At 57.2% G+C, this 14,754-nt stretch carries 11 protein-coding genes and 2 pseudogenes; 5 read left to right on the forward strand and 8 right to left on the reverse strand.

Annotated elements, in window-relative coordinates; genetic code table 11:
- Nucleotides 1–102: pseudogene (locus AB2L51_RS10855) on the forward strand (IS481 family transposase); the annotation flags it as partial.
- A gap of 86 nt (nucleotides 103–188) precedes the next feature.
- Here AB2L51_RS10855 and AB2L51_RS10860 read toward each other — a convergent pair.
- From AB2L51_RS10860 to aceA, 4 genes are all read right to left on the reverse strand, one after another.
- The gene (locus tag AB2L51_RS10860; RefSeq protein ID WP_395582579.1) at nucleotides 189–923 is read right to left on the reverse strand and encodes an LrgB family protein; all 735 of its coding nucleotides are present in this window, start codon (nucleotides 921–923) and stop codon (nucleotides 189–191) included.
- 2 nt (nucleotides 924–925) lie between these two features.
- The gene (locus AB2L51_RS10865; protein WP_395582578.1) at nucleotides 926–1,492 is read right to left on the reverse strand and encodes a CidA/LrgA family protein; all 567 of its coding nucleotides are present in this window, start codon (nucleotides 1,490–1,492) and stop codon (nucleotides 926–928) included.
- A 26-nt stretch (nucleotides 1,493–1,518) separates the two neighbouring features.
- Nucleotides 1,519–3,711 carry a malate synthase G gene (locus AB2L51_RS10870; protein ID WP_395582577.1) on the reverse strand — a complete coding sequence of 731 codons (2,193 nt, stop codon included), beginning with the start codon at nucleotides 3,709–3,711 and terminating at the stop codon, nucleotides 1,519–1,521.
- A gap of 105 nt (nucleotides 3,712–3,816) precedes the next feature.
- The gene (gene aceA, locus AB2L51_RS10875; RefSeq protein WP_395582576.1) at nucleotides 3,817–5,088 is read right to left on the reverse strand and encodes an isocitrate lyase; all 1,272 of its coding nucleotides are present in this window, start codon (nucleotides 5,086–5,088) and stop codon (nucleotides 3,817–3,819) included.
- A gap of 152 nt (nucleotides 5,089–5,240) precedes the next feature.
- Here aceA and AB2L51_RS10880 point away from each other — a divergent pair, with 152 nt between their 5' ends.
- Together AB2L51_RS10880 and AB2L51_RS10885 are read left to right on the forward strand one after the other, a co-directional pair.
- Nucleotides 5,241–6,650, forward strand: coding sequence for a helix-turn-helix domain-containing protein (locus tag AB2L51_RS10880; RefSeq protein WP_395582575.1), 1,410 nt, complete (start codon nucleotides 5,241–5,243; stop codon nucleotides 6,648–6,650).
- A gap of 404 nt (nucleotides 6,651–7,054) precedes the next feature.
- Nucleotides 7,055–7,671, forward strand: a pseudogene (locus tag AB2L51_RS10885) (transposase family protein).
- On the opposite strand, the gene AB2L51_RS10890 reads toward AB2L51_RS10885, so the two are convergent.
- Nucleotides 7,668–8,498 (reverse strand): adenosylcobinamide-GDP ribazoletransferase, encoded by an 831-nt coding sequence (locus tag AB2L51_RS10890; protein ID WP_395582574.1) that lies wholly within the window; start codon nucleotides 8,496–8,498, stop codon nucleotides 7,668–7,670. The pseudogene AB2L51_RS10885 and the gene AB2L51_RS10890 overlap by 4 nt on opposite strands.
- Nucleotides 8,495–9,544 (reverse strand): nicotinate-nucleotide--dimethylbenzimidazole phosphoribosyltransferase, encoded by a 1,050-nt coding sequence (gene cobT, locus AB2L51_RS10895; RefSeq protein ID WP_395582573.1) that lies wholly within the window; start codon nucleotides 9,542–9,544, stop codon nucleotides 8,495–8,497. The genes AB2L51_RS10890 and cobT overlap by 4 nt, the downstream gene beginning before the upstream one ends.
- A gap of 60 nt (nucleotides 9,545–9,604) precedes the next feature.
- Between cobT and cobU the strand changes: the two genes are divergently transcribed.
- Together cobU and AB2L51_RS10905 are read left to right on the forward strand one after the other, a co-directional pair.
- Complete coding sequence (cobU, locus tag AB2L51_RS10900) at nucleotides 9,605–10,165, forward strand: bifunctional adenosylcobinamide kinase/adenosylcobinamide-phosphate guanylyltransferase (RefSeq protein WP_395582581.1); 561 nt, start codon at nucleotides 9,605–9,607, stop codon at nucleotides 10,163–10,165.
- Between the two features lie 217 nt (nucleotides 10,166–10,382).
- Complete coding sequence (locus AB2L51_RS10905) at nucleotides 10,383–11,837, forward strand: NAD-dependent succinate-semialdehyde dehydrogenase (RefSeq protein ID WP_395582572.1); 1,455 nt, start codon at nucleotides 10,383–10,385, stop codon at nucleotides 11,835–11,837.
- 87 nt (nucleotides 11,838–11,924) lie between these two features.
- On the opposite strand, the gene AB2L51_RS10910 is transcribed toward AB2L51_RS10905, so the two are convergent.
- Nucleotides 11,925–14,114, reverse strand: a complete 2,190-nt coding sequence (locus AB2L51_RS10910; protein ID WP_395582570.1) for a TonB-dependent receptor — start codon at nucleotides 14,112–14,114, stop codon at nucleotides 11,925–11,927.
- Between the two features lie 97 nt (nucleotides 14,115–14,211).
- Nucleotides 14,212–14,751 (reverse strand): DUF2946 domain-containing protein, encoded by a 540-nt coding sequence (locus tag AB2L51_RS10915; protein ID WP_395582569.1) that lies wholly within the window; start codon nucleotides 14,749–14,751, stop codon nucleotides 14,212–14,214.
- Between the last annotated feature and the right edge of the window lie 3 nt (nucleotides 14,752–14,754).

A 14,754-nucleotide genomic window follows, 5' to 3' on the forward strand; every position in this document is an offset into this window, starting at 1 on the left:
ATCTCACGGCTTGCGGACATAGAGAGAGGCAAGCCAAAACGACAGCGCTTCAAACGCTATCCCATAGGCTTTTTTCACATCGATATTGCCGAAATCCAGACTGCTGAGTGTATCAGAAGGATACGGTTTGCGCGCAGTATTCATACATCTCTCCTGCACCAATCAGGCCAGAAAGTACAGAACACCCGCTAGTGAAATATATGCAACAACAGCGGCACAAGCAGCGCTGTAACCAGACCATTCAGCCCGATACCCAAGGCAGCAAAGGCTGCTCCTACCGGGTCACGTTGTGCAATCTGGGCGGCTGCGATGCCGCTGCCCGCAATACCGGCCGCCAGACCATGCGCCCTCCAATCATGCACGCCAAAACGCCTTAAAAGTGGTTCTCCACACATGGCAGCAATAATTCCCCCCACAATGGCAAATACCGCGGTAAGGGGCGCTATGCCCCCTATCTGTCGCGTAATGGCAATAGCAATGGGGGTTGTGACTGCTTTGGGGGCCATTGACAGCGCCACATCCTGCGATCCGCCGCATAGCAGTACCAGCCCGACACCACTGATGACAGAAGTAACAGATCCAGCCAACAGAGCCAGAATCATGGCAGGCAGACTACGCAGGACAAGTCCTATGGACTGGGCTAGCGGCACAGCCAGCGCCACCGTAGCCGGGCCAAGCAGGAAATGAATCATGCCTGTACTGCGAAAATAAGTTTCGTAAGATGTGCCGGTGCAGAACATCAGCATCACGACTGTAAGAATTGAGAGCAGAACCGGATTGACCCATGGCGCACGCCCGCACAAAATCTGCACCCGCACGGCAATCCCATAAGAACCCAGCGTAACGCACAGCCACACCAACGCGGCGGATGAGGGGGAAAGAAATGCGTATTCCTGCACCTGATGCCATAATTGCGTTGTCATGACTAAAGCACCTGCCCCCCATTATCGCTCAGGTTTTCCGGCGGGGCGTGGCCCTGTGTCATGGCGTGCATGACAAGTGCCGTCACCACCAGCCCCAGCAGTGTGGACCCTACAAGAGCCACACAGACAGGCCATGCATTAGTGCGCAGCACGGCAAACTGGCCAGCTATGCCAGCTCCCGCAGGCACAAACAGCAGACCAAGAGCCCCAACCAGACTACGCGTCACACGCGCCAGATCCTGCGGGATGGCCTCCTGCTCCGTCACAAGGTCAGGCGCGGCTGAACCGGCCACGCGCATATGCCGCCTTGTGGCATACTGTTTCCGGGCAATAAGACTGCCCGCCAGAATAAACATGCCGATCACTGGCCCCGGCACGGATAGATGAAAACCATCCTGCAAGACTGTCCCTAGAAACTGAAAGAAAAGCAGGATAAAAAATGCCTGCACCATAAAAACCCCCACTGTCCGGCAAAGCAGGAACATCAGAACGGAAACGCCAGACAAACCACGGCGCGCGCCTAAAAACAGCACGCCATACGCAGGCACCGGAGGAAACACAATGTTCACTCCGGTTCATTTCATGCAGATGAACACTAGGCCGCCAACACACCAGCGCGTGAGCCACAATCCCGTTCCTTGGCGATCCTGCGGTAACGGTGCAGAATTTCTTCCGTATAACCACAAGGCTGACTGGCCCCTTCAAACACCAGTTCCTGTGCCGCGCGGTAGGCTGGTCCTTCCATATCACCCAGCAGCGGGCGGTAATCCGGTGCATCGGCATTCTGGGCATCCACAATCGCCGCCATGCGATGCAGAGCTTTTTCAACCTGTCTGGATGTTACAATGCCATGGACAAGCCAGTTGCCGATATGCTGTGAGGAAATACGCAACGTCGCGCGGTCTTCCATCAACCCGACACCATTCAGATCAGGCACCTTGGAACAGCCGATACCCATATCTACCCACCTAACCACATAACCGAGAATACCCTGCAGGTTGGTATCCAGCTCCGCGGCTATTTCGGCCTCAGACCAGCGTGTGACATCTTTTTCCACGGGCAGAACCAGCAGTTCCGCCACCGGTTGGGGCGCCACGCGGGAAAGAAGAAGCTGCGTATGCCGGACGTCGTTCATATGATAATGCAGCGCATGTAATGTTGCCGCTGTTGGTGAGGGAACCCAGGCTGTGCTGGCGCCTGCTTCCAACTGGGCTCCCTTGCTGGCCAGCATATCCGCCATGCGGTCAGGCATCGCCCACATACCCTTGCCAATCTGTGCATGTCCGCGCAGGCCACACGCCAGACCAATGGCGACATTGCGCTGTTCATAGGCGGCCATCCAGCATGCCTGTTTCATGTCGCCCTTCCGGACGACAGCGCCCGCTTGCATGGTGGTATGGATTTCGTCTCCCGTACGATCAAGAAAGCCGGTATTGATGAAAAATACCCGGTCCCGCGCGGCGTACAGACAGGCTGCCAGATTGACGCTGGTTCTCCTTTCTTCATCCATCAGGCCCATTTTGAGAGCACCTGCCGCCAACCCCAGAATCTCTTCCACGGCGCTGAAAAGATCAACGGAAAGAGCCACTTCTTCCGGTCCGTGCATTTTGGGCCTTACAATATAGACAGACCCTTTCATGCTGTTTCTGAAACAGCCAAGCCCTTTGATGTCATGTATGGCAATAGCTGCCGCTACGGCGACATCAAGAATACTTTCAGCAACAGCCCTGCCTTCATCATCCAGCACAGCATCCGTGCTCATATGCCATCCGACACTTCTGAAAAGCATCAGGCTACGGCCTGAAAGTACCAATGGCGCGCCATCGGGAGTGCAGTAATGCCTGTCCTGTGCCAGACGCCGGGTGTACACGCCTTCAGCCCCGGGCACATCCGCTGTCAGTGTTCCCTGCATGAGATGCAGCCAGTTTCGATAAACCTGCACCTTATCCTGGGCATCCACTGCCGCTACACTGTCCTCCGCATCAATAATGGTACTGACAGCGGATTCCAGAACCACATCCGCTATACCCGCCTTGTCCTGCTCGCCAATGAGAGAATGGCGGTCAAAACGAAGCTCAACATGTAAATGATGATTGCGCAGCAGAAGAGTCTTGAGCGCGTTTACCTCCCCGGAAAAACCGACAAACTGTCCCGGCTGACACAGGCCTGTCGTGCGCCCGCATTCCAGCTTTGCGTGCAGTTCACCATGTTGTATGTAGTACGAAACCACATCCGCATGGCTACCCGTCATCAAGGGAGCGATCTCATCCAGAAAGGCGCGCACACGTCGGATGACAACTTGCCCTCTTACAGCATTGTATGTCTGCCCCGGCTGGAGCGCGCACTCTCTGGCGATGGCGTCTGTGCCGTACAGGGCATCGTACACGCTTCCCCATCGGGCGTTAACGGCATTCAGCACATAACGCGCATTGGTTATGGGTACAACAAGCTGTGGGCCGGGCTGCTGTGTCAGTTCTGTATCCACATTATCCGTTGCAATCACAAACGGGCGTGGCTCATCAACCAGATATCCGATTTCACGCAGAAATTCCTCATGCCGTGCGGGCGTACACTCATGCTCGCGCGCCATAAAGACATCAATCTGGGACTGCAATTGCGCACGGCGTGCCAGTTTTTCGCGCACATGTGGGCCAATGGCGTTTACAATTCTGCCCACTCCACCCCAGAACGCATCAGGCGTTACGCCGGTATGCGGCAGGGCTTCGTCCGCCAGAAAATCATACAATCCACGGTTAACCCGCAGGGTGCCAATAGTCATATACGTCATGGTTTTCACTCCATCACACGGTGGTCAGGCATGCGCAGATATGCTTGACTACCGTGTTGTACCGCTCAGCCCTCCCTTACTTCAGGGACAGACCAGAAACACGGCTCAGTGATGAAACTGCTCAAGCTCGGTTGAGCCACACATGGCGGTCGTGGAGGACCGCCCACCGCTCAACGCGACGGCAACGGCATCAAACCAGCCTGTTCCCACCTCCCGTTGATGACGGGTAGCAGTGTAGCCGCTGGCCTCGGCGGCGAATTCCTCCTGCTGGAGTTCAGAATACGCTTCCATACCCCGGGAGGCATAGCCATGCGCCAGTTGGAACATGGAGTGATTAAGCGCGTGAAATCCAGCCAGCGTCACAAACTGGAATTTGTACCCCATCTTCCCGATTGTCTGCTGGAAGGTCGCTATTTCCTTTGGCGAGAGCTTCTTCTTCCAATTAAAGGATGGTGAGCAGTTATAGGCCAGCATCTTGCCCGGAAACTGCTTGTGAATGGCATTGGCAAACTCTTCGGCTTCTTTCAGATTCGGCTCTGACGTCTCCCACCACAGCAGATCGGCATATGGCGCGTATGCCAGCGAGCGGGCGATGGCGTATTTCACCCCAAGCCCCTCACGGATACGGAAGAACCCTTCAGGCGTACGCTCTTCGGTCAGGAAGGGCCGGTCCCGCTCATCCACATCCGATGTCAGAAGCTGCGCCGCATGGCTGTCCGTACGGCACACCAGCACCGTGGGCACCCTTTCAACATCCGCCGCCAACCGCGCCGCATTGAGCGAGCGGATATGCTGCGCAATGGGAATCAGCACCTTGCCACCCAGATGGCCGCACTTCTTCTCGGACGCAAGCTGGTCCTCATAATGGACGCCAGCCGCGCCAGCCGCTATCATGGCGCGCATCATTTCGAACACATTCAGAGGCCCGCCAAACCCGGCCTCGGCATCCGCCACGATCGGTGCCATCCAGTAGTGGGAGGTATCGTTTTCGAGGCGTGAAATCTCATCGCACCTGCGCAGGGCATTATTGATACGGCTGACAACGCTGGGTACAGAGTTAGACGGGTACAAAGACTGATCCGGGTACATCTCTCCCATCAGATTGGCGTCCGCCGCCACCTGCCAGCCAGAGAGATAAATGGCTTTCAGCCCTGCCTTGACCTGCTGCATGGCCTGATTGCCCGTCAAAGCACCCAGCGCGTGGATATAAGGTTCATTATGCAGCAAGGACCAAAGACGCTCTGCCCCCATACGTGCCAGCGTATGCTCGATTTGAAACGAGCCTGAAAGCTGGGCGACATCCTGAGCCGTATAGTCCCGCCGGATACCATCAAACCTAGGGCTGCTCATGAAGGTTTCGATAGAGTTGATAACCATTGCCTTGTTTTCCTTCTTGTTTTCGGCAAGCTCATGGTAAGCATCTACGGGAAATATTTTCCACAACAGAAGGCAGAGAAAAACAGTAATACTGTAAACTTCTTTACACGTAGTCCTCTTTATAAGAAAAAGAAGAAAAGAAGACGATCGACATGACCGGAGCACGCATAGGCCGTATCATTCGCCGCCTGAGGCATGAACGGAACTTTACCCAGCAGGCCCTGGCTGGCCGACTGGGTATTTCCACCAGTTATCTGAACCTGATCGAACATGACCAGCGCACTGTCACCGCGCCACTGCTTATCAAGCTGACCCGCATTCTTGACGTTTCAATCGAAGCGCTGTCAGGAATTGAGGAACATCGTCTGGAAGCCCAGCTTCTTGAAGCACTGGCCGACCCCACTCTGGGAGGGCAGAGCGATATTCCTGTTCATGAAATTGCTGTTATGGCCACGCAGCCTACCATTGCACGGGCCATTCTCAGCCTGTACAAAACAGCCTGTGCGGCCAGGCGTACGCCACAGGACGCACAGGCGCACACCCATCCAATCATTCTGCCGCAGGATGCACTGCGCCAGCTTTACGAGACACGAAACAACTACTTTGACGAACTGGAAAGTTTCGCAGAATCCGTCAGATACCAGTTGGCGCGAGATAATGGCCTGCCCGAAGGCGAATCCCTGCCCCCCTATGAAACCAACCGTGCGGTTGCTTCGCGCCTGCGGCGCCATCATGGCATTATCGTTCAGGTTTCCCTTCTGGATGGGAAGCTGAAACATTATGACCCTACCTCGCGCATTCTGATTATTTCGGAACAAATGCCTCGTGAAAGTCGCGGTTTTCTGCTCTGTTCACACCTCATGATGCTCGAAGCCAATTCTGTCATGGCGCCCATCATCAATGCTTACGGACCTATCAGCAAAGAAACCGACATGTTCATGCGTATCGGACTGGCCAATTACGCTGCCGCAGCCCTTCTCATGCCCTATATGACATTTGTACAGAAGGCCCGCGCCCTGCGTTACGATATAGAAAATCTGGCTGCCCATTTTGGTGTTTCGTTTCATCAGGCAGCACATCGACTGACAAGCCTGCAAAAACCCGGTGAACGCGGTGTGCCATTTTTTTTCGCGCGCGTTGACCCTGCAGGCAATATTATCAAAAGTTTTTCCGCCTGCGGTTTTCCCATCCTGCAACAAGGCAACCCATGCCCGCGCTGGAATGCCTGTACCGCATTTCTGACACCGGGGAGATTTCATGTGGATATCGTTGAATTTACGAATGGCAAAACATTTCTGACCTTTGCCAGAACGATCACCGGAGCCAAAACCAACTACCATCAGGCGCCGCCCATCTCCACCATTGCAATGGGCTGTTCAATTGAACGCGCCAAGGAAATTATTTATGCTGACAGCCTGAACCTTCAGGCCCCGCCTGCTCCAGTCGGCCTGACCTGCCATCTGTGCGATTGGACCGATTGCCGCTCACGCGCTTTTCCTTATGGAGAAAAAAATCACCCTATGCCCTACGAACTGGTGACAGACTGGCGCTCCGCCCTCTGACGGAGAAGGCCTGTTTTTCATACGCTCCAGTCAACTCCTGACAGGTCACGGGTCGCTCCTAAAGCGACCCGAAAAAGGAAACATTGAATGTATCGGGCCGTTTTCTCTGTCAGCACTCCATTGTTTTCAGCCTGAGCGTGAACACAGATTGCGCCGATATAAAAAATTCGTCATTCTTGAGACATAATATGGATATTTATAGATCCCAATATCTGCCCCGTAAAAGACGAAGTATATAGGGTTTCTGCCCGATATACCCTACAAGTTTATGTTGTCTCCAACCTCATGATTTACGTTCCGCCCGCCCGCCCGACTCATCGAACGTGTTGTGGTTGATGCCGGACTAGGTGTTTAGTCCCGTGGTTTGATGGTGTGATATTTTCACGTGAGTGGAAGGAAGCATCATGGGGCAGATACGTCATGGGAGCGCCCCGACCACGCACGCTGTGCGAGGAGCAATATAGCGATCGCAGGCTTCGCTCGCGGCGCTGAGCAAGGAGTTCGGGATCAACCCGAAAACAGTTGCAAAATGGCCCAATCACCAGACTGTCGAAGATCAGAACACTGGCCTTAAAGAGCCACGATCAACGAGCCTGACAGAAACCGAAGAAGCCATGGCAATCGCTTTTCGCCGGCATACTTTACTGCTGCTGGATGACTGCCTTTATGCCCTGCAGGCCAGCATTCCTCATCTGACATGCTCGCCCTGCATCGCTGCTTTCAGCGTCACGAGATCTCACGGCTTGCGGACATAGAGAGAGGCAAGCCAAAACGACAGCGCTTCAAACGCTATCCCATAGGCTTTTTTCACATCGATATTGCCGAAGTCCAGACTGCTGAGGGCAGCCATGCGCAGTTGAGGACACACCTCAACGACTTCATGGCGGCCTATAACTTCGGGTGATGGCTCAAGATCCTGAGTGGCCTCACCCCTTACGAATATGTCTGCAAAATATGGACTTCAGAGCCAGAAAGATTCATCATCAATCCAACCCATCAATCCACGGGACTAAACACTTAGGCTAATGCCGCGTAAAAGCTCAGAAGCAGGCACTCCGCCACCACTGCGCAGCACCCCAGCACATCCCCTGTAAAACCACCAAGCAGACGTCTGGCGCATAATGCAACAAGTGCTGCCGTGGCGCAGCCGATGCCCGCAGGTGCCGCCATAAGTGCCAGAGAGGGCCACAGGCTCAGCCCTGCGTGGCCATATGCCAGAACGTTCAGGCAGGTCATGACCCCCATCGCCATAAAAGCCGCTCTCCACAGGGAAGGAAGGGGAAGGGGGAAGAGCATGCGGGCCAGCCCGTCGGCACGGGCCGGGGGCACAAGGGCAGGCACCAGCAGCATGGCCATTCTGGCAAGGCAGGCGGCTGTGGCGCATACCCCAATGCTTGCCCATACGGGGAGTGCCGCCAGAGCTGCTGCGCGTACAAGCAGGCTTAGCCCAAGGGCCATAACGCCGTAACTGCCCACATGGCTGTCCCGCATGAGGGCCAGCCTGCGCTCTGGTGTACTGCCACCACAGCCATCGGCCATATCTGCCAGTCCATCTTCATGCAGGCCGCCTGTCAGGATGCTCTGGCAGGCAAGGGCCAGACCAGCGGCGGCAAGGGGGGGGACATGCGCCATACGGAGTGCAGCCAGCACACTGCCGGTTAACGCCCCGATCAGGGTGGCAATAACCGGCCAGCACCAGATTGATCTGGCCAGTGGCCAGGGTTGGGTGCTGTTTCTGTCCGCAGGAGGAGCCAGCCAGATGGAGGGCAGGCGTGTCAGCAGGCTCAGGCCGCATGCAAGGTCCAGTCTGCGCCTGTCCAGCCAGCCGCTGGGTCGGGTGGATGTCATGTTTTTTCAGAAACAGCAGCTTGGGCAAAGGTCGCCATGCCCGTATGGCACGCAACAGCCGCCCGCAGGATGGGAATGGCCAGTGCGGCGCCAGAGCCTTCTCCAAGGCGCAGGCCAAGCCCGCTTAAAATGGGCCGCATATGCAGGAGCCGGGCCAGTCGGGCGGTATGGCCTGTTTCGGTCGGGCAGTGGGAGAGGGCGGTATGCGCCAGCGCATCGGGGTGCAGGTGCGCCAGAGGTGCTACCGCTGCGGTACAGACAAACCCATCGAGTATGACGGGAATATGCATCAGCCGCGCTGCAAGGGTGGCCCCCAGCGTTGCGGCCAGTTCGTACCCGCCCAGACGGCGTGCCACTTCCAGCGGGTGTGCCAGATGGGCGGCATGGTGCTGGAGTGCAATGTCTATAACCCCGGCTTTATGTGCCGTGCCCGCGGTGTCCAGCCCGGTGCCCTGGCCGGCCCAGTCTGCACCGCTCTGGCGGGTCAGGGCTGCGCACAGGGCAGAGGCGGCAGTTGTGTTGCCTATGCCCATTTCACCCAGACAGAGCAGGTCGCATGTCCGGGGCACAGCGTTAAAGCCGACCTGCACGGCGGCCAGAAAATCCTGCTCCGTCATGGCCGGGCTGGTGGTGAAATCCGCGGTAGGGGCCAGATTGTTAAGTGCCACTACAGCCAGTTCCGCCTGTGCTACGCGGGCAAGCTGGTTAATGGCGGCCCCGCCCTGCTCAAAGTTCTGCACCATCTGGGCCGTGACCTCCACAGGCCAGGGCGAGACATGGTGCGCCATAACACCATGATTACCCGCAAAAATGAGCACCTGCACGTGTTCCAGCGGGGGGGACGCGCTGTGTTGCCATCCGCCTAGCCAGCGTGTCATCTCCTCCAGATGGCCGAGGCTGCCGGGTGGTTTGGTGAGTTCCACCTCTCTCTGCGCTATAGCCTGTTGTGCCTGCAGGCTGGGGGGAGGGAGGTCCGCGCACAGGGCTTCCAGCGCAGGCATGGAGGAAAACGGGCCGGACTGGGGAGGGATGGAAGAAGAGGGCATGGTGGTAATTGTGTGCTGTTATGGAGGTTCACGCAAATGGAAACAGGGGCAGACGCGCGTATGCACAGTGTAAGGCTCGATCTCCACAAGGGAGGTGCCGCAGGTAGCCTGCTTGTGCTGGGTGGCGCAAGATCGGGCAAAAGCCGCTTTGCCGAGAACGCCATAACAGCTTTGCCCGGCCCAAGAATATATCTGGCCACAGGCCGCGCATTTGATGATGAAATGCATGACCGCATTGCCCGGCATAAGTGCGAGCGCGCCAGTGCAGGCTGGCAGACGGTGGAAGAAGCCCTGAATGTGGCCGATGTGCTCCAGCAGCACGCCAGCACTCCGGTTTTGCTGGACTGCCTGACCTTGTGGCTGACCAATCTTTTACTCGACGGGCGGGAGGTGGAAGGCCCCATCACAGCCCTGCTTGCCAGTTTGCATGCACGTACCGCTCCTACAGTGATGGTGGGGAACGAGGTCGGGCTGGGTATTGTGCCCCAAAGCCCGCTGGGGCGGCGCTTCCGGGACGAGGCCGGGCTTTTGCACCAGCGTCTGGCAGCCTGTGTGGGCAAGGTGGTGTTTGTGGCGGCAGGGCTGCCCATGGTGCTCAAGAACGAAGGTGCTTCTGCCTGAATACGGTAAGGGACAGATGGCGGGCGGAGGGTAAAACATACTTTGCCCGGCTGCGTGTGGTCTGCCATTATACACCCGGCTTTTTGCGGGCACCGCCACAGGGCGTAAAATACAGTGGACCTCTTGCGTACGCGGGCGGAAGATGGTGAGTGACTGACGCTTGTGTGGGCATAACCGGGTTAGCACCATACCTGTTCATTTTGGCTGAGAGATGCATATGTCAGAGACACCAATCAACACCCAGCTTCTGATCGCAGGACAGTGGCAGGATGCGGCCGATGGCCGTACACTCCCTATTCTGGACCCTGCCAGTGGCGAGCTTATTGGCAAGGTTGCCCATGCCTCTGTTGCCGACCTGGATAAAACGGTGGCTGGTGCCGCTGTGGGTTATGATGCATGGCGCAACCTGAGTGCATGGGAGCGTTACGCGATCATGCGCAAGGCTGCCGACCTGCTGCGTGAGCGTGCAGATGCCATTGGCCGGATCATGAGCCGTGAACAGGGCAAGCCTCTGGCTCAGGCCGTGATAGAAATTAATGCCGCCGCCGGTGTGATCGAATATTTTGGTGAGGAAGGCCGCCGCCTGAACGACGAACTGGTGCCCGCGCGCGTGCCAGATGTTGAACAGCGCGTGCTGCACCGCCCCATTGGTGTGGTGGCTGCCTTTACGCCGTGGAACTTCCCCATCAACCAGATCGCCCGCAAGCTGGGGGCAGCACTTGGGGCCGGGTGTGGCGTTATTGTCAAAGCACCGGAAGACACGCCAGCCTCCCCTGCCGAACTTATCCGCTGTTTTTGTGATGCGGGTATTCCCGCAGGGGCAGTGTCTCTGGTTTATGGCACGCCAGCGGAGATTTCGGAGTATCTGATCGCCCATCCCGTGGTGCGCAAGATTTCCTTTACTGGCTCCACCCCCGTGGGCAAGCATCTGGCCGCGCTGGCCGGTGGGCAGATGAAGCCGGTGACCATGGAACTGGGTGGCCATGGTCCGGTGATTGTCTGCCGGGATGCGGATCTGGACCAGGCGGCCGAGCGTGTGGCGGCCGCCAAGTTCCGTAATGCCGGGCAGGTGTGCATAGCCCCCACCCGCTTTTTGCTGCACAAGGACATTGCCGCCGCGTTTATTGAAAAGTTCAAGGCCCAGATGAGCGCGCTCAAAATTGGCCGTGGTCTGGACGAGGGTGTGACCATGGGCCCCGTTATTAACGAACGGCGCGTCAGGGCATTGACCGAACTGGTGGATGATGCCCGCGCCAAGGGCGCGCAGGTGTGGCAGCCCGATACGGCTCTGCCCGACAAGGGCTTTTTCTTTCCGCCCACGCTGGTGCTTAAACCCACGCTGGATATGCGGGTGATGCAGGAAGAACCATTCGGCCCGATCGCCATTATGGATGAGTTTTCCGAAATGGCGGATGCGCTCAAGGAGGCAAATCGCCTTCCCTATGGTCTGGCCGCGTATGTTTACACGCGTTGCGAGCGCACCCAGCGTTTGCTGGGCGAAAAGCTCGAAGCTGGTATGGTGGCCATTAACCACCACGGTATTGGTGTGCCAGAAGTGCCGTTTGGCGGGGTCAAGGATTCCGGTTATGGCACGGAGGGTGGTCCTGCTGCTCTGCGGGCGCATACGATCATCAAGCTGGTCTCCAGCCTGCACCGGCCATCTACTTACTAAAAGCGTTTGTTTTTATCATCAGGTTTAAAAAATACCGTGCGCTGGTGAAGCGCACGGTATTTCTGTATGTAAAAGACGGTCAAAAAATCAGAAGGTGGCAGAAAGACTGACGTTGAACGAACGGCCCATGCCCGGCATGGGCATGCGTGTGCCATCGCGCTTTAAGTCGTATGTCAGAATACCGCCAAGAGGCATGTAGTAGGCCTGATTCAGCACGTTATCGATCCCTGCTGTCAGGGTCATCATTTTCCAGTTGTAGCTGCCGTTCAGGTTCAGCAGCGCATAACCGGGGGTGCGGGGCTCGTTACGGAGTGAGTCCACGGTATCCTTGGCTTTGACAAAGTTCATTTCTGCCCGGCCGGTCCATGGGCCTACGGTTTCGTTCAGGCCCAGTGTGCCGTTCAGGGGCATCTGCTGGTACAGGCCGGTATGGGTGACCTTGTCCTGCCCGCGAACCCAGTTGAGCACGCCGGTTATTTCCCCTTTGCCGTAACGGCTTGTATTCCACACCGTATAATGGCCAGAGGTGTTAATGCCGTACATCTGGGCATCATGGTTTTCAAAAATATACTGGTTACTGTTGGGGCTCAGGTTTTTCACGAAATTAACGTTAATGTAATTGTGCACATAGGTGTAATAGGGCTGCACCTTCAGCTCCCACCTCTGGGCAGAGGTCGGGTCATGCCAGTCAAATGTCACGCTGGCCGTGTTCCCGATTTCGGATTTCAGGTTCAGGTTCCCAACATAGCCGTTGCCGTCACCAAACCAGCCGATCATTTTGGAGGACATGCCACCCTGCCCCCACGCATAGCGCTCATACAGGTTGGGAGCGCGGGACTTGCGGGCATAGCCTGCCTCTATGGTCAGGCTATCTGTGGTTTTCCAGCGCGTCAGGGCGGTAACATCAAAGTTTACGTCGGTGCGCCCATGGCTGCTGGCGTTAAAGTCTTTGGCGGCGGCAGCATCGGCATTGCCCATGCTCATCATGCCCATGCCCATCATGCTCATGGAGGAATAGGGCGAAACATTGCCCGTATTCATCATGATCAGATCATTGCGCAGGCCAAGCAGGGTGGAGACGCGGGGGGTCCACTGGGCTTCCCATTCCGCAAAATGGCCCAGTCGGTCCCTATGGCCGTTATTGATGTTGTTGAAGGTGTTCGGCCCCATCATCGGACTACCTTCAAGGGGAGGCCACCAGTCTTTCAGTCCTTCATGGTCGAATGAACTGCCAAGGCGCAGTGTGTGCTGGCGGGCCAGAGGAATTGTGGCCTTGATGGAATAACCAGCCGAGCGCTGGTCATCATTCATGGGCATGCCTTTTGTGGTGGAGTGCCCGCCCTTGTCATCCAGCATGTTCATGGTGTGGGCGACGCGCTGCCAGTGGCCACGGGCTTCCAGTGTGCCCCAGTTGAAGTCCCCCACATATTTGCCGTTTACGTAGGTGGAGCGGTTGTTGGTCATGTCCATGTACTGGTTGGCAAACCCTTCCCGCGGGGCATCCTGCTGGCCAAAGGTCAGAACCAGCAGGTGATTTTTCTTATGGACGCCCAGAGTAACGTCATGCGTGTAACGCACGTATTCGGTCGAGCCGACCCTCCCTATGTCGCCGCCGCCGCTGTAGTCCTCCGACTGGTCGTAGGAAGCATTGTAGCGCAGGCTGAAGGTGTCGTTGGCCACGGTCATGCTGCCTGCGGCGGAATAGCCGCCACCATTGCTGCGGTAGGTGCCGCGTGCGCGCCCGGTAAACAGGATTTTGCCATGGCGGGCAAAGCGCGGGTCCGCGCGTTCCACATCAATGGTACCGCCCAGACTGTCCCCCCCATTGCTGACTGATGTCAGTCCTGCAATGGCGGTTGCAGTCTCCACACTGTCAGGGTCGATGTAGGAGAGTGCGGGATTCATGTGGTTGGGGCATGCGGGGTTGACGCGCACGCCATCCACCACGGTTGCAACCCGGTCATCCGCCATGCCGTTGAGCACGGGCAGATTGGCCAGCCGCCCCCCGCCGTAACTGCTGAAACCCGGCTGGTTACGGAAGAGCGACGCCGCATCCGGGCTGGAAAGGCGGGACATGCGGGCCGAGCTTTGATCGACCTGTGACGCACTTAAAAGGTTATCGGCCAGAGCGGCATCTTCCTGCGCGGTGGAAATATCCACCCGTGGGAGGGTCACAACAGTTGCGGCCAAGCCGGGGCTTGCGGCGCAGGGGAGTGCGCACGCGGCCATAAGCCACAGCCAGTTCCGCTGGCTGCAGGCAAAAAATGGATAGGACATAAACAGAAGAACCTGTTCAAAGCATACTGAGAGGATTCCCGGTCAGCCGTACACACGCGCACGCGCAGCATGGTGCAGCAAAGCGGAGAGCGAGGTTTCAGGAAGCCTGAAGCAGGGTAAAGGGTGGTCCGCGCGACGGGGGCAGGCCCAGAATGCAAATGGGTGGCGCCCGTGGGGCGGAGGCAGCGCTGCCCCGGCGGATCCAGCGCAGGGCAGGGGCAGGTAGAAGCAGGAAAACAGCAGGAAGGGCTGCAAAAAACGCCAGCAAGGGGCAAAGGGGGCAGCTTGCCTCATTATGGTGATGGGCGGGGTGCTGCTGCTGGTTTTTGTGTGCACTGGCCACGCTGTGCATGCCACTGCTCCCGGGCAGGGAGGCGCAGTGCGTCTGTGTGCTTGGCAGTTGCTGCGCGCGCGGGGCAATATCGATGCCTGTCAGCCGGATCAGTGTCGCACGGGGGAGTTCTTCCGGCAGGGAAAGTGACTGCAGCGCCATCAGCCCTAAAAGACCCGTCAGCGTAACCATGACCAGCGGCCATAAGAGCAGCGCGCGAATGATGGGGTTACGACGGAGCATGAGGCGAATCAGAAGCTTTTCAACAGTCAGAGACACACAGGCGCTTTGCCATGGTTGCGCCATGTT

The organism is Acetobacter fabarum, from assembly GCF_040702925.2.
In the GTDB taxonomy this organism is placed as follows: domain Bacteria; phylum Pseudomonadota; class Alphaproteobacteria; order Acetobacterales; family Acetobacteraceae; genus Acetobacter; species Acetobacter fabarum_B.

Bases quoted from the DNA above. Each gene is read 5' to 3' on its own strand.
- AB2L51_RS10860 (WP_395582579.1), bottom strand. From the start codon at position 923: ATGACAACGCAATTATGGCATCAGGTGCAGGAATACGCATTTCTTTCC.
- AB2L51_RS10870 (WP_395582577.1), bottom strand. From the start codon at position 3,711: ATGACGTATATGACTATTGGCACCCTGCGGGTTAACCGTGGATTGTAT.
- aceA (WP_395582576.1), bottom strand. From the start codon at position 5,088: ATGGTTATCAACTCTATCGAAACCTTCATGAGCAGCCCTAGGTTTGAT.
- AB2L51_RS10880 (WP_395582575.1), top strand. From the start codon at position 5,241: ATGACCGGAGCACGCATAGGCCGTATCATTCGCCGCCTGAGGCATGAA.
- AB2L51_RS10890 (WP_395582574.1), bottom strand. From the start codon at position 8,498: ATGACATCCACCCGACCCAGCGGCTGGCTGGACAGGCGCAGACTGGAC.
- cobT (WP_395582573.1), bottom strand. From the start codon at position 9,544: ATGCCCTCTTCTTCCATCCCTCCCCAGTCCGGCCCGTTTTCCTCCATG.
- cobU (WP_395582581.1), top strand. From the start codon at position 9,605: ATGCACAGTGTAAGGCTCGATCTCCACAAGGGAGGTGCCGCAGGTAGC.
- AB2L51_RS10905 (WP_395582572.1), top strand. From the start codon at position 10,383: ATGTCAGAGACACCAATCAACACCCAGCTTCTGATCGCAGGACAGTGG.
- AB2L51_RS10910 (WP_395582570.1), bottom strand. From the start codon at position 14,114: ATGTCCTATCCATTTTTTGCCTGCAGCCAGCGGAACTGGCTGTGGCTT.
- AB2L51_RS10915 (WP_395582569.1), bottom strand. From the start codon at position 14,751: ATGGCGCAACCATGGCAAAGCGCCTGTGTGTCTCTGACTGTTGAAAAG.